The following is a 19,932-nucleotide window of genomic DNA, read 5'->3' as shown; positions in this document are numbered from 1 at the left end:
TTTCTTTGAGCATCTAACCTTATAAATAAAAAAAATAGAAAAGAGAATCTTATGACAGTAGCAATGCAATATGAAAAAGATGTAACAGTAGCAGCACTTGACGGTAAGCGTATCGCCGTTATCGGCTATGGTTCACAAGGTCATGCTCATGCCCAAAACTTGCGTGATACAGGACATGATGTTATCATCGGTGTGCGTGCAGGTAAATCATTTGACAAGGCAAAAGAAGACGGTTTTGAAACTTTTGAAGTAGCAGAAGCAGCAAAACAAGCAGATGTTATCATGATCTTGGCTCCAGACGAAATCCAAGCAGACCTTTACAATGAAGAAATCGCTCCAAACTTGGAAGCAGGAAATGCCCTTGGTTTCGCTCATGGTTTCAACGTTCACTTTGAATTTATCAAGGTACCAGCAGATGTGGATGTCTTCATGTGTGCACCAAAAGGGCCGGGTCACTTGGTTCGCCGTACTTTTGAAGAAGGCTTCGGTGTGCCAGCCCTTTACGCAGTGTACCAAGATGCAACTGGCAATGCCAAGCATATCGCTATGGACTGGGCAAAAGGCGTTGGTTCGGCTCGTGTAGGTCTTTTGGAAACAACCTTCAAGGAAGAAACGGAAGAAGACTTGTTTGGTGAGCAAGCAGTTCTCTGCGGTGGCTTGACAGCCCTTATGCAGGCAGGTTTTGAAGTCTTGACAGAAGCGGGTTATGCACCAGAATTGGCTTACTTCGAAGTGCTCCACGAAATGAAACTCATCGTTGACCTTGTCTACGAAGGTGGCTTCAAGAAAATGCGTCAATCTATCTCAAACACTGCTGAATTCGGTGACTATGTATCAGGCCCACGCGTAATCACAGACCAAGTTAAAGAAAACATGAAGGTAGTCCTTGCAGATATCCAGTCTGGTAAATTTGCTAATGACTTTGTTAACGACTACAAAGCAGGTCGTCCACGTATGGAAGCCTACCGCAAAGAAGCAGAAGGACTTGAAATCGAAAAAGTCGGAGCAGAACTCCGCAAAGCAATGCCATTCGTCAGCCGCAACGACGACGATTCATTTAAGATTTATAACTAGAATAGCCTACGGATAGGCTATTCTAGCCCTTGCCTAGAAATACGAAAGCAAGGCAAGGGAAGTGGACTATTTTAACCCGAGCTTGACAACAAGAGAGCGAGGTCAGTCCGGTGGAGTGAAAGGGAGTGGGAAAGAACTCGACTGGTCTAAAAAGAGTTCGTCTTCCCACCCCCGCACAGTTGATTAGGTCAGATTTGGAGTGGGAATCACGAACAAAGCTGCCAATCAACCACTGCGCTGAGATGTTGACACGAACTCTAAGAAGTGGCACGGGGCTAATTGCCCAGACTCTTTCAGCTGGTCGCCTAGAAATGCGAGGGTAACCAAAGGATTTGAGCTTACAATGGAAAAGTGAGGCTCGTTAAGAGAGAAAACTTAAGAGAGCTACTAGGTCTATCTAGTACAAATCTTGATAATATATAAAGGTTGAAAAGAGTTGGGCGTTCCAACTCTTTTCAACCACTCTATGATAAAAATGCAATGAAATAGTCGGAAGTGCGCATAATTTCTATAAATTTCTTTGCATATTTGCTATAATGAACCAGAAGAGGAGAAAACCATTGACCTTACAAGCAAAACATGTTCAACAAGCATATGAAACCTTGCAAAATGTAGTTGTTCGTACATCATTGGATTATGATCGTTACCTATCTGAAAAGTATGGTGCCCAAATTTATATTAAGCGGGAAAATGAGCAACCTGTTCGTTCCTTTAAGATTCGCGGAGCTTACTATGCCATTTCCGAATTGAGTCAGGAGCAAAAAGCTCAGGGTGTTGTATGTGCTTCGGCTGGAAATCATGCACAAGGTGTGGCTTATACCTGTAAAGAAATGGGGATTCCAGCAACTATCTTTATGCCAGTGACTACTCCCCAGCAAAAGATTGGGCAGGTCCGATTCTTTGGTGGAGTTCAGGTGGATATCAAGTTGGTAGGTGATACCTTTGATGAATCTGCTAAGGCAGCACAAGCATATACTCAAGAAACAGGGAAGATATTTATTGACCCCTTTGATGATCAAAATGTACAAGCTGGGCAAGGAACGGTTGCAGTTGAAATGTTGGAGCAAGCGAGGGAGATGGCTATTTCCTTCGATACCATTTTAGTACCTGTTGGTGGTGGTGGTCTGATTGCAGGTGTCTCTGCATATATCAAAGATCAGGCTCCGGACACCAAAATAATAGGAGTAGAAGCTAGCGGTGCTCGTTCGATGAAGGCGGCCTTTGACAAAGGAAGACCGATTAAACTGGAAACCATTGACAAGTTTGCGGATGGGATTGCTGTTCAAAAAGTTGGTAAAACAACTTATGAAGTGGCACGTAAGCATGTTGATCAACTCGTCGGAGTTGATGAAGGCTGGATTTCAGAAACCATTATTGATTTATATTCCAAGCAAGGGATTGTTGCAGAGCCAGCTGGTGCCGCAACGATTGCAGCCCTTGATGTTGTCAAAGATCAAATCAAAGGCAAGGTTGTTTGTTGTATCATTTCAGGAGGGAATAATGACATCAACCGGATGCCGGAAATGGAAGAGCGAGCATTAATTTATGAAGGGATCAAGCATTACTTTGTGGTTAACTTTCCGCAACGACCTGGGGCATTGCGCGAGTTTGTAAACCACATCTTAGGACCAAATGATGACATTACTCGTTTTGAGTACATCAAGCGGGCTAATAAGGGGACAGGTCCCGTTCTGATTGGTATTGCACTGGGGAATAAAAATGACTTTTCAACCTTTATCCAACGCTTAGAAGAGTTTGATCCTCAATACATCAATCTCCATGAAAATGATTCTCTTTATAAAATGTTAGTCTAAGATTCCTATTTTCTTCATGCAGGATTGACTGCAGGGTTTGTAATGGAAAGGAGGCTGATTGCTCCAAATTATCGCTCACTACAGAGGTTCTCAAGGCATATGTTTAACCTATATTTCCTTGTAAAACTTGGAAAAAACGAACATTTTTCTTGACAAGTCCTAGTCTTTTATATTATACTAAACTGCACGAATAAAATGGAAGGGGGGTCATTTATGACAAGTTACGAAAAAGTAGCCGCTGTTGTCGGCTGGGTCCGTGATAAGAAAATCACAGGTTACCGTATCTCTAAGGAAACCAATGCACGCGAAATGTCAGTTATTGCTCTTGCACAAGGTCGTGCAAAAATCGACAACATCTCATTTGCAACTGCTCTGGGTTTGATTGATTTTTACGATAAAAACCATAAAAAATTTGAAGGCTAATCTGATATAGCCATATAAAAATAGACAGTTTGCTTTGCAGACTGTCTATTTTTATATGAGAAAAAGGATGGGGAAAGCCCATCCTTTTTTGCTTGTCTAACCGAGGAATCGTTGCAAGAAGACCTTGGTCCGTTCTTCCTGGGGATTTTCAAAGATTTGCTGTGGGCTACCTTCTTCAGCGATGACTCCCTTGTCCATAAAGATGACACGGTTTGAAACATCGCGGGCAAATTCCATTTCATGCGTAACGATGATCATAGTCAAGCCGGATTTGGCAAGATCCTGCATGGTTTTGAGTACCTCTCCGACCATTTCCGGGTCAAGGGCTGAGGTTGGCTCGTCAAAGAGAATGACTTCTGGATTAACAGATAAGGCACGGGCAATAGCGACCCGTTGTTTTTGTCCACCAGAGAGTTGGTTCGGTTTGGCCTGCCAGTACTGCTCGGTCATTCCGACCTTGTTGAGGTTTTCTTTGGCGATTTTTTCAGCTTCTGCACGATCGCGTTTTAATACAGTAGTTTGTGCCACGATGGCATTTTCCAAAACATTGAGGTTGTTAAACAGGTTAAAGGATTGGAAAACCATACCTAGTTTTTCACGGTAAGTAGTCAAATCATAGCCTTTTGCCAATACATCTTGGCCGTGATAGAGGATTTGGCCTTCAGTTGGTGTTTCCAAAAGGTTGATTGAACGAAGGAAAGTTGATTTTCCAGAACCAGAGGATCCGATAATGGAAATGACTTCTCCTTTCTCAACGCTCACGGAGATGTCTTTGAGGACTTGGTTTTGTCCATAAGATTTCTTTAGGTTTTTAATTTCAAGTATGATGTTGTTAGTCATGAGGTACCTCGATTTGCATTTGGTTGGCACCGGTTGTATAGGTGTCTGTGTCAAAGCGTTTTTCAACTGCACGCAAGATGCGGGTCACAGTGAAGGTCAAGATAAAGTAAATGATGGCAATGACGGTAAAGGTTTGGAAGTACTGGTAGGTTTGCGTCGCCACAGTATTTCCTGAGAAGTATAATTCTACGACGGAGATAACATTCAATACAGATGTATCCTTGATGTTGATGACAAACTCGTTACCAGTTGCTGGAAGGATGTTACGAATAACCTGTGGCAAGACAATCTTGCGCATGGTTTGGTTGTGGGTAAATCCAAGGGCCGTTGCAGCTTCAAATTGTCCCTTATCAACGGCAAAGATACCACCGCGAACAATTTCACTCATGTAAGCACCAGTATTGATGGAAACGATGAAGATGGCAGCTAGTGTACGGTCAAGGTTGAGGCCAAAAGCTTGGGCAGTACCGTAGTAGATAACCATGGATTGTACAATCATCGGTGTACCACGGAAAATTTCAATATAGATATTGATGAACCAACCGAGAATTTTTTGACCGATTGCCAGAGCCTTATTAGCTGCCTTTGGCGCTGTACGGAAGACTCCTATCAACAGGCCGATAGCTGTACCGATGACGGTACCCAAGATGGAAATGAGCAAGGTCATACCTGTTCCACGAAGCAATTGCTGCCAGTTGTTGACAACAATGTTCCAAACTTGGGCAAAGAAACTTAATGTTTCCCCTTCGCTTGCCTCTTCGACAGGCTGGTTTTCAATCATATTGTCCATAAGAGCGATTTGCTCTTCTTCAGAAATGCCTGCAAGAACTTGGTTGACCTGGTTGATACGGCTGTCGTCCTTGCGCATACCAACTGCGATCGTCACATCTTCTGCATTGGTTGTAAATCCGTCAGTCAATTCAACCATTTTGAAGGAAGAGTTGGCTGCTTCAGCGGTGCGGGCTTCTGGTCGTTCGGAAACATAGGCATCAATAATACCTGATTCTAAGGCTTGACGAATCTGAGAAAAGTCTCCCATGGCTGTCTGCTTGTTGGCACCTTGGATTTGGTCAATCAAGTCGTAGAGGTAAACTCCTTGCTGGGCAGTAATTTTTGCGCCAGTAAAATCAGCTAGACTGCTTGCATCGGCGTATTCACTGTCCGAACGAACCACAAGGGTTGGAATCGAAGTGTAGTAGCTATCTGAGAAGGCGATCTCTTTCTTTCGTTCCTCAGTTGGGCTCATACCAGCGATAATCATGTCGATTTTGCCAGAAGTAAGAGCTGGAACAAGTCCTTCCCATTTTGTTTTAACGACCAAAAGTTCCTTGTCTAGTGATGCTGCAATTTTTTTTGCAATCTGCACATCGTAGCCGTTGGCATACTGGTTGGTTCCTTCGATTGGAACAGCGCCATTGCTGTCATCCTCTTGGGTCCAGTTAAAGGGAGCGTAAGCTGCTTCCATCCCAACTCGTAGGTAGTCATCTGCTTGAACCCCTGTGCTAATTGAAAAAACACTGATCAGGGTCAGCAGAAAAATCATCCATTTAGTTTTCATAATGTCTCCTTACTGAAAGTATTTCTCTATTTTACAAAAAATTCTGACAAATTTCAATCCTATTGTTTTTTTATTCACTCTCAGGTCGAATATGGTATAATATGAAAAAAAGAATGGGGTTTGACATCTTGATTGAAATAATAAAAGCGATTTTCTTTGGTATTGTAGAAGGGATTACAGAATGGCTACCCATCTCTTCGACTGGCCATTTGATTTTAGTGCAAGAATTTGTCCAGTTTTCAAAGGTCAGTGATGATTTCACTTCGATGTTTAATGTTGTGATTCAGTTGGGAGCAATTTTGGCTGTGATGGTTCTGTATTTTGATAAATTGAATCCTTTCCAAGCTGGTAAATCAGCTAAGGAGATTCGTTTGACTTGGCAGCTTTGGGCGAAGGTTATCATCGCAGCAATGCCAGCAGCGGTTTTGGGTTTTCTTTTTGATGATTGGTTGGACTTGCATCTCTACAACTTTGTAGTTGTTGCCTTGATGTTGATTGCCTACGGGGTTGCATTCCTTTATGTTGAAAAATGGAACCAATCGCGTGAGCCGCAGGTTACTTCCTTGGCACGTCTACCTTATAAAACGGCTCTCTATATTGGATTGTTCCAAGTTCTTGCCTTGATTCCAGGAACCAGCCGTTCTGGAGCTACAATTTTAGGAGGAATTTTATTAGGGACCAGCCGTCAGGTTGCAACAGAATTTACCTTCTTTTTGGGAATCCCGATTATGTTCGGTGCTAGCTTGCTGAAGGTGGTCAAGTTGTTGGCGAAAGGGATCTCTGTGACGGGGGCTCAATGGTTCTTGTTGCTCGTTTCTATGGTGACAGCTTTTGGGGTTTCTCTTTTAGCCATCCGCTTTTTGACGGATTATGTCAAACGCCATGACTTCACGATTTTTGGAAAGTACCGTATCGGATTGGGGACGCTCTTACTCCTCTATTATCTCTTTACATTGATCTTTTAAAAGGCAGACAAGTCTGCTTTTTTTTTGTAAAATACGCTTCTTTCTTGTATAATGAAGGAAGTAACCCTGTATGAGTGTAGCCCTAGGCTTATTTTTTTCGAGCAAGGGCAATGAAAGTAAGAGGTATGTGATGAAAGTCAAGCAAATAAGTGATTCGACCTTAAAAATCACCATTTTATTAGACGATTTAGAAGAAAGAGGGATGGAGATTGCTGATTTTCTGATTCCTCAAGAAAAAACAGAAGACTTTTTCTACACTGTCTTGGATGAATTGGATCTGCCAAATCATTTCAAGGAAAGTGGGATGCTTAGTTTTCGAGTAACGCCAAAACCTGATCGTGTGGATATTTTTGTCACCAAGTCAGAAATTGACCAGCAGTTAGATTTTGAAGACCTGGCAGATTTGTCCAACTTGGATGATGTGTCCAAGCTTTCTCCAGAACAGTTATTTAAGACTTTTGAAGATTCCTTGCGTAGTAAGAGTGCAGCGGACAGTGCAGCAGTGAATTTTTTGGAAGAAGTGGATAACTTGGATGCTGAAGAAGAGGAAGAGGATCGTCGGTACATCTATTACATCCTTGAATTTGATGATTTCCAACAACTGCATCAATTCAGTCAAACAGTTGATTTTGACATCGAGGAGTCTGAACTCTACAAAATGGATGGTCGCTACTACATGACAGTTTTGATTCATGTGGAGCATAAGGTTAGAAACTACCCAGAGTATGTCTTGGCGCGAATGCTGGAACATAGTAGGGATTCCAACTTGACCCGTGCTGTCCTTCAAGAGCATGGGTATCTCTTGTTGCCTCAGGCGGCCTTGGCCACTGTGAGAAAGGTCTGAGATGATGGTTCCATTCGCTCTTAAGTACATTTTAGTACTGATTGGAACGCTGGTAGGCTCCTTAATTTTGACGCCCTTGGTACGTTTGCTATCTTTTAAAATCGGGGCGGTCGATCAGCCGAATGCCAGACGAATCAATAAGGTTCCCATGCCCTCGGCAGGTGGTTTAGCAGTCTTTTTATCCTTTGCGATTGCTTGCTATTTCTTCTTGCCTAAGATTGTTTTTCCGCTGCCTCATTTAGGAGATTTTAGGGATTATATCATCCCTCTTCTATTGGCGGGTGGACTGGTAGTGGTGGTTGGCTTAATCGACGATATCTTTGAGTTGGCTCCTTTGCCAAAACTACTTGGCATCATTGTGGCAGCATCGTCCATTTGGTTCTATACAGATTTTCATTTTGATCAATTCAAGATTCCCTTTGGAGGACCAGTCCTTCATTTTGAACCATGGCTCTCCTTCTGTTTGACAGTTTTGTGGATTATAGCTATTACCAATGCCGTTAACCTGCTTGATGGCTTGGATGGCTTGGTATCAGGGGTGTCGATTATTTCTCTATCCACTATGGGAATTGTATCCTATTTCTTTCTGTATGATAGCAATATCTTTTTGACCGTCACCGTTTTTGTTTTGGTAGCGGCTATTGCGGGATTTTTGCCCTATAATTACAATCCTGCAGTAATCTATCTGGGAGATACGGGGGCCTTGTTCATTGGATTTATGATCGGTGTTCTATCTCTTCAAGGGTTGAAAAATTCGACGGCAGTTGCAGTCGTGACCCCTATGATTATTTTAGGTGTTCCTATTACGGATACGGTTGTAGCCATTATCCGGCGTAAATTATCTGGTCAAAAAATCTACGAAGCTGATCGGATGCACTTGCACCATCGACTTTTATCACTTGGTCTTAGTCACCGAGGGACTGTTTTGGTGATTTATGCTATTTCCTTTGTTTTTGCCCTAATCTCGCTCCTGCTCAATGTTTCAAGCAGGTTAGGTGGTACCCTGCTGATGATTGCTCTTTTGTTGGGTGTGTTGATTTTATGCGAATTGATTGGGATTTTTGGAGAAAATCGGACACTGCTCTTGAATTTCCTACGATTATTGGGAAATAAAGATTACCGACAGGAACGCATAGCGGATTGTAAGGAAAAGCGTTGCCTTCGTAAGCATCGAGCCAAGGAAAGAAAATAAGAATCTTTCTAAACAAGATTAGAGCCGTCAGGCTCTTTTTTTGGTATAATTAGAAAGATAATAAATAAAGGAGACCGACATGTCAGTATTAGAAATCAAAGACCTTCATGTGGAAATTGAAGGCAAAGAAATCTTGAAGGGTGTGAATTTGACCCTTAAAACAGGTGAAATTGCAGCCATCATGGGACCGAACGGAACAGGGAAATCCACCCTTTCAGCAGCCATCATGGGCAATCCAAGTTATGAAGTGACCCAAGGTGAGATTCTGTTTGACGGTGTCAATATTTTAGAATTAGAAGTCGATGAACGTGCCCGCATGGGACTCTTCTTGGCTATGCAATACCCGTCAGAAATTCCAGGCATCACCAATGCGGAATTTCTTCGTGCTGCTATGAATGCTGGTAAGGAAGATGAAGACAAGATTTCTGTCCGTGATTTCATCACCAAGTTGGATGAAAAAATGGAACTCCTCAACATGAAAGAGGAAATGGCAGAACGTTACCTCAACGAAGGTTTCTCAGGTGGTGAGAAAAAACGCAATGAGATTTTGCAACTGCTCATGTTGGAGCCAACCTTTGCCCTTCTTGATGAGATTGACTCAGGTTTGGACATCGATGCGCTTAAAGTCGTGTCAAAAGGAATCAATGCTATGCGTGGTGAAGGCTTCGGTGCCATGATTATCACCCACTACCAACGCTTGCTCAACTACATCACACCAGACGTTGTCCATGTCATGATGGAAGGCCGTGTTGTGCTTTCAGGCGGACCAGAATTGGCGCATCGCTTGGAAAAAGAAGGATATGTCCAAGTTGCAGCTGAGCTTGGCATCGACTACAAAGAAGATGACATTTAAGTCTTTGGAGGAAGCTATGACCAAAGAAAAAATTCAAGAATTTTCAGCCTTGCAGGCAGAACCAACTTGGTTGACTGACCTGCGTCTTAAGGCTTTTGACAAAATAGCAGAGCTGGACTTGCCAGTTATTGAGCGGGTCAAGTTTCACCGCTGGAATTTAGGTGACGGAAGTCTAGCCACAAATGATGAAATCGGGGCTGTTCCAGATTTTACAGCTATCGGTGACAATCCTATGTTGGTACAGGTTGGTAGCCAAACTGTTTTAGAGCAGTTGCCAGCTGACCTAGTAGAAAAAGGTGTGGTCTTTACAGACTTTGCTTCAGCCATGGACATCATTCCAGATGTGCTTGAAAAATACATCGGCGCTGCCGTAGCCTACGACGAGCACAAATTAGCGGCTTACAACACAGCTTATTTTAACGCAACAGCTGTCCTCTACGTACCAGATAATGTTGAAATCGACCAGCCAGTTGAGGCCCTTTTCTACCAATACAGCACTAGTCCGGTTGCCTTTAATAAACGTGTCCTCATCATCGCAGGAAAAAATGCCAAGCTTAATTACCTGGAGCGTTTTGAAAGTCTAGGTGACGGAGCGGCAGCGACTTCAGCCAATATTGTTGTAGAAGTAATTGCTCTTGCTGGTAGCCAAATCAAGTTTGCGGCCATTGACCGCCTTGGTAAGCATTTGGATACCTACCTCAATCGTCGTGGCTATCTCGGAAACGATGCAACGATTGACTGGGCCATTGGTCTGCTCAACGAAGGAAATGTTGTTGCCGATTTGGACAGCGAATTAAAAGGAAACGGCAGTCATGCCAATCTCAAAGTTGTCGGACTGTCATCAGGTCGTCAGGTACAAGGTGTGGATACGCGCGTGACCAACTATGGTCATAATTCGGTCGGACACATCCTGCAACATGGGGTTATCTTAGAAAGCGGAACCTTGACCTTCAATGGTATCGGACACATTGTTCGTGGTGCCAAAGGTGCGGATGCCCAGCAAGAAAGCCGTGTCCTCATGCTGTCTGACAAGGCTCGCTCCGATGCCAACCCAATTCTCCTTATTGATGAGAATGAGGTTACAGCTGGACACGCAGCCTCAATCGGTCAGGTGGATCCAGAAGACATGTACTACCTCATGAGTCGTGGTCTGGACCGAGCAACTGCTGAACGCTTGGTTGTTCGCGGTTTCCTTGGCGCAGTCATTACCGAAATTCCTGTCAAGGAAGTTCGTGACCAACTGATTGCCGTGATTGAAGAAAAACTAACAAAGAGATAAGATATGGATTTGGAACGCATTCGCAAGGATTTTTCAATCCTAGACCAAGTTGTTAACGATGAGCCGCTGGTCTATTTGGACAATGCGGCGACCACTCAAAAACCGCAGCAGGTACTAGATGTGCTGGCGGATTATTACCAGAAGGACAATGCCAATGTCCACCGTGGCGTTCACACCCTGTCGGAACGGGCAACTGCTCGCTACGAGGCAGCTCGGCAGAAGGTGGCAGATTTTATCCAGGCCAAGTCTAGTAAGGAAATTCTCTTTACCAGAGGAACGACCACCGGTCTTAACTGGGTGGCTCAGTTTGCAAAGGAAATTCTCCTGCCAGACCAGGAAGTTATAATCTCAGTTCAAGAGCACCACTCCAATATCATCCCTTGGCAGCAAGCCTGTCAGCAAACAGGTGCTAAGCTCCGCTATGTGACCCTAAAAGACGGCGAGCTGGACATGGACCACCTGCGGTCACTACTATCTTCTAAGACCCAGTTCGTCTCCCTAGCACACGTATCCAATGTTTTAGGAAGTGTGGCTCCTATTGGGGAAATAGCAGAGCTGGTGCATCAAGTCGGGGCCTACTTGGTGGTGGACGGAGCCCAGTCAGTTCCCCACATGGCTGTCAACGTGCAAGAATTAGACGTGGACTTCTATGCTTTTTCAGGTCATAAGATGTTAGGACCGACAGGAATCGGCGTTCTCTACGGCAAGGAAGAATTGCTCAATCTCATGTCGCCTGTTGAATTCGGCGGCGAGATGATTGATTTTGTCTATGAGCAGTCAGCCACTTGGAAGGAATTGCCTTGGAAGTTTGAAGCAGGAACGCCCAACATTGCAGGTGCCATTGGTCTGGGAGCAGCCATTGATTACCTAACGGAAATTGGCATGGACGCTATCCAGGCCCACGAGGCGGAACTGGTTGACTATGTCTTTCCAAAATTGCAGGCTATTCCAGGCTTGACCACTTATGGCAGTCAGGACCTGTCCAAGCGGACGGGAGTTATCGCCTTTAACTTGGATGACTTGCATCCACATGACGTGGCAACTGCTCTGGACTATGAAGGTGTTGCTGTGCGGGCTGGCCACCATTGTGCCCAACCGCTTCTCAGATATTTGCAGGTGCCAGCCACCGTGCGAGCAAGTTTTTACATCTACAATACCAAGGCCGACTGTGATAAGTTGGTTGAGGCAATCATCAAGACAAAGGAGTTTTTCAATGGCCCTATCTAGATTAGATTCTCTTTATATGGCAGTTGTGTCTGAACACTCCAAGTCGCCTCGTCACCGCGGGAGCTTGGACGGAGTGGAAAAATTAGAACTCCACAACCCAACCTGCGGCGATGTGATTGAACTATCAGTCAAGATTGAAAAAGATGTGATTACCGATATTGCTTTTGACGGAGTTGGGTGTACCATTTCAACCGCATCGGCGTCCATGATGACCGAGGCTGTCCTTGGAAAAGAAATCAGTCAGATTCAAGAACTGGCAGAAATCTTCTCACAAATGGTCCAAGGCCAAGAAGACACACGCCAGAAGGATCTAGGAGATGCCTCGCTCCTTGCAGGCATTGCCAAATTCCCCCAACGCATCAAGTGTGCTACACTTCCATGGAATGCCATTAAGAAAGCAATCGAACGGAGTGAGAGTGCTGACTGAGCATATTGAATAAACAAAAAACGAAAATCATACAGAAAGGATTGTTCAGTTTCTGATTGGAATTGAACAGGCCCAGCAGTATTTAAGAGAGCGTAACTGCTATTTTCATACTTTTTGGGCTTAGTATCTTATATTATGTCAGAAGAAAGAATTGAACCAACCCCGATTGACCTTGGGGAATACAAATTCGGTTTCCATGACGAGAACGTGGAACTGGTGGCTTCGACTGGGAAGGGTTTGAACGAAGAAGTCATTCGTGAAATGTCCCGTATCAAAGGCGAGCCTGAATGGATGTTGGAATTCCGTTTGAAATCCTATGAAACCTTTAAGAAAATGCCTATGCAGACCTGGGGAGCCGACCTGTCTGAACTGGATTTTGATGATATTGTTTACTATCAAAAACCGTCGGATAAGCCAGCACGGAGCTGGGATGATGTACCGGAAAAAATCAAGGAAACATTTGAACGCATCGGTATTCCAGAAGCCGAGCGTGCTTACCTGGCAGGTGCTTCTGCCCAGTACGAATCAGAAGTGGTCTACCACAACATGAAGGAAGAGTACGACAAGCATGGCATTATCTTTACAGATACCGATACAGCCCTTAAGGAACACCCAGAACTCTTCAAAAAATACTTTGGAAAACTAGTTCCACCGTCAGACAATAAACTAGCCGCCCTCAACTCAGCGGTTTGGTCGGGTGGAACCTTCATCTACGTACCAAAAGGTGTTAAATTAGATATTCCACTCCAGACCTACTTCCGTATCAACAACGAAGGAACAGGGCAGTTCGAACGCACCCTCATCATCGTGGATGAAGGAGCAAGTGTTCACTACGTAGAAGGCTGTACGGCTCCGACTTACTCAACAGCCAGCCTCCACGCTGCTATTGTGGAAATCATTGCCCACGAAGGTGCCTATATGCGTTATACCACCATTCAAAACTGGTCTGACAACGTTTATAACTTGGTAACCAAGCGTGCCCGTGCTGAGAAAAATGCCACAGTTGAGTGGATTGACGGCAACCTTGGTGCTAAGACGACCATGAAATATCCAGCGGTTTACTTGGAAGGCGAAGGAGCTCGTGGAACCATGTTGTCCATTGCCTTTGCCAATAAGGGTCAAGTTCAGGATACCGGTGCTAAGATGATTCACAACGCCCCACGGACCTCGTCGTCTATCGTGTCCAAATCTATTGCCCGTGGTGGTGGAGAGGTCAACTACCGCGGTCAAGTGACCTTTGCTAAAAACTCAGCCAAGTCTATCAGCCACATCGAGTGCGATACCATTATCATGGATGATATTTCCAAGTCAGATACCATTCCATTTAATGAAATCCACAACTCACAAGTGGCCCTCGAACACGAAGCCAAAGTATCAAAAATCTCAGAAGAGCAACTCTACTACCTCATGAGCCGTGGCTTGTCCGAGTCCGAAGCTACAGAGATGATTGTCATGGGCTTTGTCGAACCATTCACAAAAGAACTCCCAATGGAATACGCAGTCGAACTCAACAGACTGATTGCCTATGAGATGGAGGGGTCAGTAGGATAAAAATAGTCTGGGAGACTATTTTTATCCTACTGACATCGCTTCCTGTAAGGAAGTGATATGTAATAAAGAGTTCCGCAGGAACTCTCTCCAACCGAGGTAGGAGATAAGGAGTAGCGAAAGCTACTCTGCATTGCAATGCCAACGCTCGTTGGAAATAGAGAGCGAAGGCAGTTGCTCTTCTTTGTAATCTTATAAGAATCCCAGTAATCTTATAAAAATCCTATTCCTTCCACGCTCGTCGTTTTCTGTCAGAAAAGGATAGGTAGCAAGGAATTCTCCCCAAACCACTGCAAAGGATCCTAAATAACAGAACACAGACTCTGAAAGGAATCTGTGTTCTTTTTCTTCTATATTAAAAAATTAAAAAGCTAATTTATAAATTTTCATTCACATAGCGGACAAAATGGTTCCACCAGGAAACGGGCCAGCTTGCTTCTTTAGCAGTTGATTTTGCGACCATTGTGATGGAAGGTTGATCACCGATATAGCCATTGCCGATGAAGTCAGCATCTGTCAGTTGTAGTTGCCCTACTGTGCTACCTTTTTCAATTGGGGCAGCAAAGACAGAAGCAGAAGGAGTGAAAGAAGCAGTCACAGGCTCGGTGTTTTTGAGGCGTAAGACGTAGTGTAAATCACTAGCTGCGACAGCTCCGATGCTATCTTTTTGTCCGTTAAAAATAGCAACAGAACTAGACTGATAAGCCTGGCCTTGAGCGACAAGTGATTTTAAGGTAAAGTACTGATATACATAGTTCATTAGGTCGTTGGTGGCGACAAATCGGTTATCCGGATTCTCGACACCATCAGTTGCGTTTAGCAGCACAGTGACAATACGCATGTCATTTTCCATAGTAGTGGCAACGAAACTTGCCCCAGCTGTATCTGACATGCCAGTTTTTAGTCCATCTACGCCAGTGCGAGCATAAGTGCCTCCTTCAAGCATGGCATTGGTCGAAGCATAGTAATATCCACCAAAGAGGTAAGTTGCTTGTGAACTAATATCTAAAACTTGTGGATAGTCCAAGAGTAAACGTCGAGCAATATAGGCTACAGTTGTTGCTGATAACATATTTTCATCATCTGTGCTAGAACCTGGATAAATGTTGTCACCTAGAAACGAGTTGCTCAGCCCAGTTGCGTTAACTAAGGTAAAGTCGCTAAATCCCCACTCTTCAAGCTGTTTCTTCATTAAGTCGACAAAGGCGGGCTCGCTACCTGCAACAGCTTCAGCAAGGGCAATAGTAGCGCTATTGGCTGAGGAGATAATCACAGCGTGTAAGAGGTCCTGAACACTGTATTGACGTGCATCTAAATTAACATTGCTAACGGCGCTATCAACTGTTAGAGAGTAAGGATAGTCTGAGATGGTTATTTGGGTATCCATGGACAAGGTCCCGTTTTCAATAGCTTGGTAAAACAAATAAATGGATAGCAATTTGCTAACAGAAGCGACCTTGGTTTTTGTATCAGGATCTTTTGAATAGAGGATCTTTCCTGTTGAAACCTCAAAAGCAAGGGCGTGATCTGCTGCAGCTTGGTATTCTTCAGCATGAACAGTGGATGGTAACACGGCAACAAAGAAAAGACTGAAGCACATGATATAACGTAGTAATTTAATCATACCGACATTATAACACAAAAGACAGTAAAGCATGAACTGAAAGAGAGGATAATTCTAGATAAATAGTGCTGCAAAAAAACAATAAAATATAAATAGGAAAAATAAAAAAACTTTTGCAAAAAAATTGAAAATGTAGCGCAAATAATTAGAAAATTATGAAAGTATAGATTTTTACGAAATTTTCTGACAAAAAGGTTTTCTTTAAGAAAACTTTATGGTAGAATGTTTTTTATAAACAGTTAGTATACTGTTAATAAATGAAAAAGAAAAACAGAGGTGTTTTATGAAAAAGTCAAGTAAACTTCTTGCCTTAGCTGGTGTGTCGATTTTGTCAGCTTCTGTCCTTGCAGCATGTGGTTCGAGCTCAAGTTCAAAAACAGCTACACAAAATACAACTTTCCCAACTGAAGTATCCAACGAAGGTACTGCAATTAAAGGCGGACAATTGAACTATGCGGTTGTTGCTGCATCTCCATCTACTGGTTTGTTGATTGATGAGTTGACGGATAACAATGTAGACTCTACTTTCGGTGGCATGGTTGATGTACCGATCTTCAGCTATGATGGAAACCGTAAATTGGACGATTCAGGTCTTGCAAAACCAGAATTTGACACTGAGAACAAGACTGTAACGGTAACCTTGACTGGTAAAGACTACAAGTGGTCAGATGGTGAAGCCTTCACTATCGATGACTACATCTTCACTATCAAGGCTTTAGCTGACAAGGGCTATACTGGTGTACGTTTTGATGATACATATACAAACATCGTTGGTATGGATGAGTATCGTGAAGGTACTGCAACGGACATCTCTGGTATCAAAAAAGTGGATGACTACACTGTTGTCTTGACAATGAAGAAAATGACGCCTTCTATGATGTATGCAGGTGGTGCTGTGCCAGCTCACATTGCACCTGAACACATCTATAAAGATATTCCAGTTGCAGATTGGGAAAAGAGCGAGTACTCTCGTACAGCTAAGCACGTAGGTATGGGTCCATTCACGATCAAAGAAATGGTAAGTGGTGAGTCCGTAACCTTTGCAGCAAACCCTAACTACTACAAAGGTCAACCAAAAGTTGACACTGTGAAGATGGATATCGTTTCTCCAGATACAATCGTATCCGAAATGAAAGCCGGTAACTACGATATCGCAGACATGCCAAGTGATCAATTGGATTCTTACAAAGACTTCTCAAACATCACCTTGACAGGTGCGATTGGTTCTAACTACGAGTACATTGGTTTCAACCTAGGTAAATACGATACTGAAGCTGAAACAAACGTTATGAACGAAAATGCCAAGATGAACGATGTAAAACTTCGTCAAGCTATGGGTTACGCTTTGGATACTAAGACTGCAGGTGAGAGTCTCTACAATGGTCTGTATAAACCAGCTAAGTCATTGATTATCTCATTCTTCGGTGATATCCATGATTCAGAATTGGCAGGCTATACTTACGATCCAGAAAAAGCAAATAAATTGCTTGATGAAGCTGGCTATAAAGACGTAGATGGCGATGGTATCCGTGAAGGTAAAGATGGTAAAGAATTCAAGATTACATTTGCTGCTCGTAAACGTACAGAAGCAAATGAAACATTGGTACAACAATACCTTGCTTGGTGGAAAGAAGTTGGCTTGAATGTAGAATTGTACACAGGTCGTACAATTGAGACGAACTCATTCTACGATATGCTTCAAGCTAGCGACCAAAACATTGACGTTTACGCAGGTGGATGGTCAACAGGTTACGATCCAGATCCATCTGGTTTGTATGGTCCAGATGCGATGTTCAACTTCAGCCACTTCGTATCAGATGAAAATACTGAATTATTGAAAGCAATTTCTTCAGAAGCATCATTTGATGAGGCGACTAACCTTAAAAACTATAAAGCATGGCAGACATATGCTTTTGAGCAAGCGTTTGTAATTCCTACATTTGAATCAGAAGTATTGACTGCGGTTAACAAGCGTGTGAAATACTATGACCGTCTCTACGGATCAGCTTCAAAAGCAGGATGGGAGCAAATTGAATTAGTTGCTGATAAAGGTGTCGTTGCAGAATAATATTTTGCTACTAACTCTGAGAAAAAGCCAACGAGAGTTGGCTTTTTTCGAGTTGGGATTGGGAAATACCGGACAAAGAATAGGTAGTTTATCAAAAATACTGTCATTCAAATTATTTGTTTTTATTAAAATAGCTAGCGCAAACCTTAGATTTGTGATAGACTAATAGCAATATTCTATTTTAATAAGAATGGAAATTTGAATCCTGAGCAGGGCGTTTTGCGTACTAGCTGACGATAAAAGGAGGAAAAGCGTGAGTAAGGAAAAACCGCTTTTAGAAATTAAAGATTTGCACGTCGGATTCCGAATTGGCGACGAGTTTTTTGATGCCGTTGATGGCGTATCGATGGAGTTGCAAAAAAATGAGATTTTGGCTATCGTAGGTGAATCTGGATGTGGTAAGTCAACCTTGGCAACGACCATCATGGGCTTGCACAATCCATTGAATACAAAAATTGATGGTAGTATCCAGTACGATAACAAAGAATTGGTTGGATTGTCAGAAGATAAATACAACACTATTCGTGGAAATGACATTGGTATGATTTTCCAAGATCCATTGGCATCTCTCAATCCTTTGATGACCATTGGTGCACAAATTGATGAAGCTTTGGTCTATCATACAAACTTGACAGCTGACGAGCGTACGGAACGTGTCTTGGAACTGCTGGCACAAGTAGGTATTCCAAACCCAAAACGTACCTTCAAACAATATCCACATGAATTGTCAGGTGGTATGCGTCAGCGTATCATCATTGCGATTGCTCTTTCATGTAAACCACCAATTATCATCGCTGATGAACCAACAACAGCCTTGGATGTAACCATTCAAGCACAGATTTTGGACCTTTTGAACGACATTCAAGCAGAAACCAATTCAGGGATTATTCTCATTACGCATGACCTTGGTGTCGTTGCTGAGACTGCAGACCGTGTAGCTGTTATGTATGGTGGACAATTTGTAGAGGTTGCACCTGTTGAAGAGCTCTTTACAAATCCTAAACACCCTTATACTCGTTCTCTATTGAAATCAAACCCACAATCAGAAGGGGAAGGTGGAGATCTTCATGTTATCGAAGGGATTGTTCCGCCAATTACCAAGATGATTCGAAATGGCTGTCGCTTTGCCCCACGTATTCCTTGGATTGAAGCAGCAGCTCATGAAGACAATCCAACCATGCACGAAATTGCACCAAACCATTTCGTCCGTTGTACCTGTCACGAAACATTCTACTTTGAAGAGGAGGCTTAAGAATGGGATTTATTGAAGTCAAAGATTTAAAAGTTCATTACCCAATTCGTAGTGGCTTCTTTAACCGTGTCACAGATCATGTTTACGCTGTGGATGGTGTCAATATCGAATTTGAAGAAGGTAAGACCTATGGACTTGTTGGTGAATCAGGTTCTGGCAAATCAACAATAGGTAAGGCCATCATTGGTTTGGAACGTGCTACTTCAGGTCAGATCTTTTATGAAGGTCAAAATGTGACCAACAAATCACGCAGTAAAAAAGGAAACTTTAACCGTGATGTGCAAATGATCTTCCAGGATTCATTGTCAAGTTTTAACCCTAAGAAGCGGATTTTAGACATTATTGCTGAGCCAATCCGCAACTTTGACCGCATGTCTCCAGATGAGGAGAAGAAGCGCGTGCTTGAATTGCTGGATATCATCGGCTTGAACGAAGAAGCCTTGATTAAGTATCCACATGAGTTCTCAGGTGGTCAACGTCAACGTATCGGAGTTGCTCGTGCGCTTGCAAGTAACCCACGTTTGATCATTGCTGACGAACCAGTTTCAGCTTTGGACTTATCCGTTCAGGCCCAAGTTTTGAACTACATGAAACGCATTCAAGAAGAATACAAATTGAGTTATCTCTTTATTTCGCATGACCTTGGTGTTGTTCAACACATGTGTGATGAATTATTCATTATGTATCGTGGTCGTTTTGTGGAAAGTGGTAATAAAAAAGATATCTATACCAATCCGCAACACATCTATACCAAGCGTCTACTATCTGCGATTCCTGTCATTGACCCTGTTAACCGCGTGAAAAACAAAGAGAAGCGTTTGGCGGCGGAAAAAGAATACCAGGATAAACAGGCGTTCTACTATGACGAAAATGGTCGTGTATTCGATTTACAAGATATCTCGCCATCACATAGCGTAGCCTTGCCAAAGGAAGGAGGTAACTAA

The 19,932-nt window shown here is 43.1% G+C and carries 17 protein-coding genes; 14 read left to right on the top strand and 3 right to left on the bottom strand.

Translation table 11 applies throughout. The features are described from left to right. The first annotated feature begins 51 nt into the window (after window positions 1-51). The 3 genes from ilvC to PXH68_RS07860 all read left to right on the top strand — a co-directional run bounded on the left by ilvC (window position 52) and on the right by PXH68_RS07860 (window position 3,311). Complete coding sequence (ilvC, locus tag PXH68_RS07870) at window positions 52-1,074, top strand: ketol-acid reductoisomerase (RefSeq protein ID WP_248028285.1); 1,023 nt, start codon at window positions 52-54, stop codon at window positions 1,072-1,074. A 560-nt stretch (window positions 1,075-1,634) separates the two neighbouring features. Beyond that, complete coding sequence (ilvA, locus tag PXH68_RS07865; protein ID WP_248028284.1) at window positions 1,635-2,888, top strand: threonine ammonia-lyase IlvA; 1,254 nt, start codon at window positions 1,635-1,637, stop codon at window positions 2,886-2,888. Window positions 2,889-3,101: 213 nt separating this feature from the next. Continuing rightward, window positions 3,102-3,311 (top strand): capsule biosynthesis transcriptional regulator, encoded by a 210-nt coding sequence (locus PXH68_RS07860; protein ID WP_158457303.1) that lies wholly within the window; start codon window positions 3,102-3,104, stop codon window positions 3,309-3,311. Between the two features lie 96 nt (window positions 3,312-3,407). Here the strand turns inward: PXH68_RS07860 and PXH68_RS07855 are convergent, their stop codons facing one another. Both PXH68_RS07855 and PXH68_RS07850 read right to left on the bottom strand, forming a co-directional pair. Beyond that, window positions 3,408-4,151: an amino acid ABC transporter ATP-binding protein gene (locus tag PXH68_RS07855; protein WP_248028283.1), complete on the bottom strand. Its 744-nt coding sequence runs from the start codon at window positions 4,149-4,151 to the stop codon at window positions 3,408-3,410. Further along, window positions 4,144-5,694, bottom strand: coding sequence for an ABC transporter substrate-binding protein/permease (locus PXH68_RS07850; protein WP_248028297.1), 1,551 nt, complete (start codon window positions 5,692-5,694; stop codon window positions 4,144-4,146). The genes PXH68_RS07855 and PXH68_RS07850 overlap by 8 nt, the downstream gene beginning before the upstream one ends. Before the next feature lie 116 nt (window positions 5,695-5,810). Between PXH68_RS07850 and PXH68_RS07845 the strand changes: the two genes are divergently transcribed. The 8 genes from PXH68_RS07845 (at window position 5,811) to sufB (ending at window position 14,047) form a co-directional block, all read left to right on the top strand. Next, entirely contained in the window at window positions 5,811-6,674 is an 864-nt protein-coding gene (locus tag PXH68_RS07845) for an undecaprenyl-diphosphate phosphatase (RefSeq protein WP_248028282.1), read from the top strand. A 130-nt stretch (window positions 6,675-6,804) separates the two neighbouring features. Then, window positions 6,805-7,518: an adaptor protein MecA gene (mecA, locus tag PXH68_RS07840; protein WP_248028281.1), complete on the top strand. Its 714-nt coding sequence runs from the start codon at window positions 6,805-6,807 to the stop codon at window positions 7,516-7,518. 4 nt (window positions 7,519-7,522) lie between these two features. After that, window positions 7,523-8,710, top strand: coding sequence for a glycosyltransferase family 4 protein (locus PXH68_RS07835; RefSeq protein WP_158457426.1), 1,188 nt, complete (start codon window positions 7,523-7,525; stop codon window positions 8,708-8,710). A gap of 79 nt (window positions 8,711-8,789) precedes the next feature. After that, on the top strand, window positions 8,790-9,563 hold the full coding sequence (gene sufC, locus PXH68_RS07830) for a Fe-S cluster assembly ATPase SufC (RefSeq protein WP_248028280.1): 774 nt from the start codon (window positions 8,790-8,792) through the stop codon (window positions 9,561-9,563). Window positions 9,564-9,579: 16 nt separating this feature from the next. After that, the gene (gene sufD / locus PXH68_RS07825; RefSeq protein WP_248028279.1) at window positions 9,580-10,842 is read left to right on the top strand and encodes a Fe-S cluster assembly protein SufD; all 1,263 of its coding nucleotides are present in this window, start codon (window positions 9,580-9,582) and stop codon (window positions 10,840-10,842) included. Window positions 10,843-10,845: 3 nt separating this feature from the next. Then, window positions 10,846-12,069: a cysteine desulfurase gene (locus PXH68_RS07820; protein ID WP_248028278.1), complete on the top strand. Its 1,224-nt coding sequence runs from the start codon at window positions 10,846-10,848 to the stop codon at window positions 12,067-12,069. Further along, window positions 12,056-12,496 (top strand): Fe-S cluster assembly sulfur transfer protein SufU, encoded by a 441-nt coding sequence (sufU, locus tag PXH68_RS07815; protein WP_248028277.1) that lies wholly within the window; start codon window positions 12,056-12,058, stop codon window positions 12,494-12,496. Before PXH68_RS07820 ends, sufU begins: the two co-directional genes overlap by 14 nt. 135 nt (window positions 12,497-12,631) lie before the next feature. Next, window positions 12,632-14,047 carry a Fe-S cluster assembly protein SufB gene (sufB, locus tag PXH68_RS07810; RefSeq protein WP_105210248.1) on the top strand — a complete coding sequence of 472 codons (1,416 nt, stop codon included), beginning with the start codon at window positions 12,632-12,634 and terminating at the stop codon, window positions 14,045-14,047. A 373-nt stretch (window positions 14,048-14,420) separates the two neighbouring features. Here the strand turns inward: sufB and pbp3 are convergent, their stop codons facing one another. Beyond that, window positions 14,421-15,668 (bottom strand): D-alanyl-D-alanine carboxypeptidase PBP3, encoded by a 1,248-nt coding sequence (pbp3, locus tag PXH68_RS07805; RefSeq protein ID WP_248028276.1) that lies wholly within the window; start codon window positions 15,666-15,668, stop codon window positions 14,421-14,423. 283 nt (window positions 15,669-15,951) lie between these two features. On the opposite strand from pbp3, the gene PXH68_RS07800 reads away from it, so the two are divergent. From PXH68_RS07800 to PXH68_RS07790, 3 genes are all read left to right on the top strand, one after another. Beyond that, window positions 15,952-17,736 (top strand): oligopeptide ABC transporter substrate-binding protein, encoded by a 1,785-nt coding sequence (locus tag PXH68_RS07800; protein ID WP_248028275.1) that lies wholly within the window; start codon window positions 15,952-15,954, stop codon window positions 17,734-17,736. A gap of 253 nt (window positions 17,737-17,989) precedes the next feature. Then, complete coding sequence (locus tag PXH68_RS07795; protein WP_172044501.1) at window positions 17,990-18,988, top strand: ABC transporter ATP-binding protein; 999 nt, start codon at window positions 17,990-17,992, stop codon at window positions 18,986-18,988. A gap of 2 nt (window positions 18,989-18,990) precedes the next feature. After that, window positions 18,991-19,932 carry an ATP-binding cassette domain-containing protein gene (locus PXH68_RS07790; RefSeq protein ID WP_248028274.1) on the top strand — a complete coding sequence of 314 codons (942 nt, stop codon included), beginning with the start codon at window positions 18,991-18,993 and terminating at the stop codon, window positions 19,930-19,932.

The organism is Streptococcus sp. 29896 (assembly GCF_032594915.1).
In the GTDB taxonomy this organism is placed as follows: Bacteria; Bacillota; Bacilli; order Lactobacillales; family Streptococcaceae; genus Streptococcus; species Streptococcus suivaginalis.
Note: the sequence above shows the minus strand (reverse complement) of the source record. Positions and strands in the feature narration are given on the sequence as shown.

Coding starts and splice junctions, on each gene's coding strand:
- PXH68_RS07850 (WP_248028297.1), bottom strand. CDS start 5,694: ATGATTTTTCTGCTGACCCTGATCAGTGTTTTTTCAATTAGCACAGGG.
- sufU (WP_248028277.1), top strand. CDS start 12,056: ATGGCCCTATCTAGATTAGATTCTCTTTATATGGCAGTTGTGTCTGAA.
- PXH68_RS07800 (WP_248028275.1), top strand. CDS start 15,952: ATGAAAAAGTCAAGTAAACTTCTTGCCTTAGCTGGTGTGTCGATTTTG.
- PXH68_RS07835 (WP_158457426.1), top strand. CDS start 7,523: ATGGTTCCATTCGCTCTTAAGTACATTTTAGTACTGATTGGAACGCTG.
- mecA (WP_248028281.1), top strand. CDS start 6,805: ATGAAAGTCAAGCAAATAAGTGATTCGACCTTAAAAATCACCATTTTA.
- sufC (WP_248028280.1), top strand. CDS start 8,790: ATGTCAGTATTAGAAATCAAAGACCTTCATGTGGAAATTGAAGGCAAA.
- sufD (WP_248028279.1), top strand. CDS start 9,580: ATGACCAAAGAAAAAATTCAAGAATTTTCAGCCTTGCAGGCAGAACCA.
- PXH68_RS07790 (WP_248028274.1), top strand. CDS start 18,991: ATGGGATTTATTGAAGTCAAAGATTTAAAAGTTCATTACCCAATTCGT.
- ilvC (WP_248028285.1), top strand. CDS start 52: ATGACAGTAGCAATGCAATATGAAAAAGATGTAACAGTAGCAGCACTT.
- pbp3 (WP_248028276.1), bottom strand. CDS start 15,668: ATGATTAAATTACTACGTTATATCATGTGCTTCAGTCTTTTCTTTGTT.
- PXH68_RS07820 (WP_248028278.1), top strand. CDS start 10,846: ATGGATTTGGAACGCATTCGCAAGGATTTTTCAATCCTAGACCAAGTT.
- PXH68_RS07860 (WP_158457303.1), top strand. CDS start 3,102: ATGACAAGTTACGAAAAAGTAGCCGCTGTTGTCGGCTGGGTCCGTGAT.
- PXH68_RS07845 (WP_248028282.1), top strand. CDS start 5,811: ATGAAAAAAAGAATGGGGTTTGACATCTTGATTGAAATAATAAAAGCG.
- PXH68_RS07855 (WP_248028283.1), bottom strand. CDS start 4,151: ATGACTAACAACATCATACTTGAAATTAAAAACCTAAAGAAATCTTAT.
- sufB (WP_105210248.1), top strand. CDS start 12,632: ATGTCAGAAGAAAGAATTGAACCAACCCCGATTGACCTTGGGGAATAC.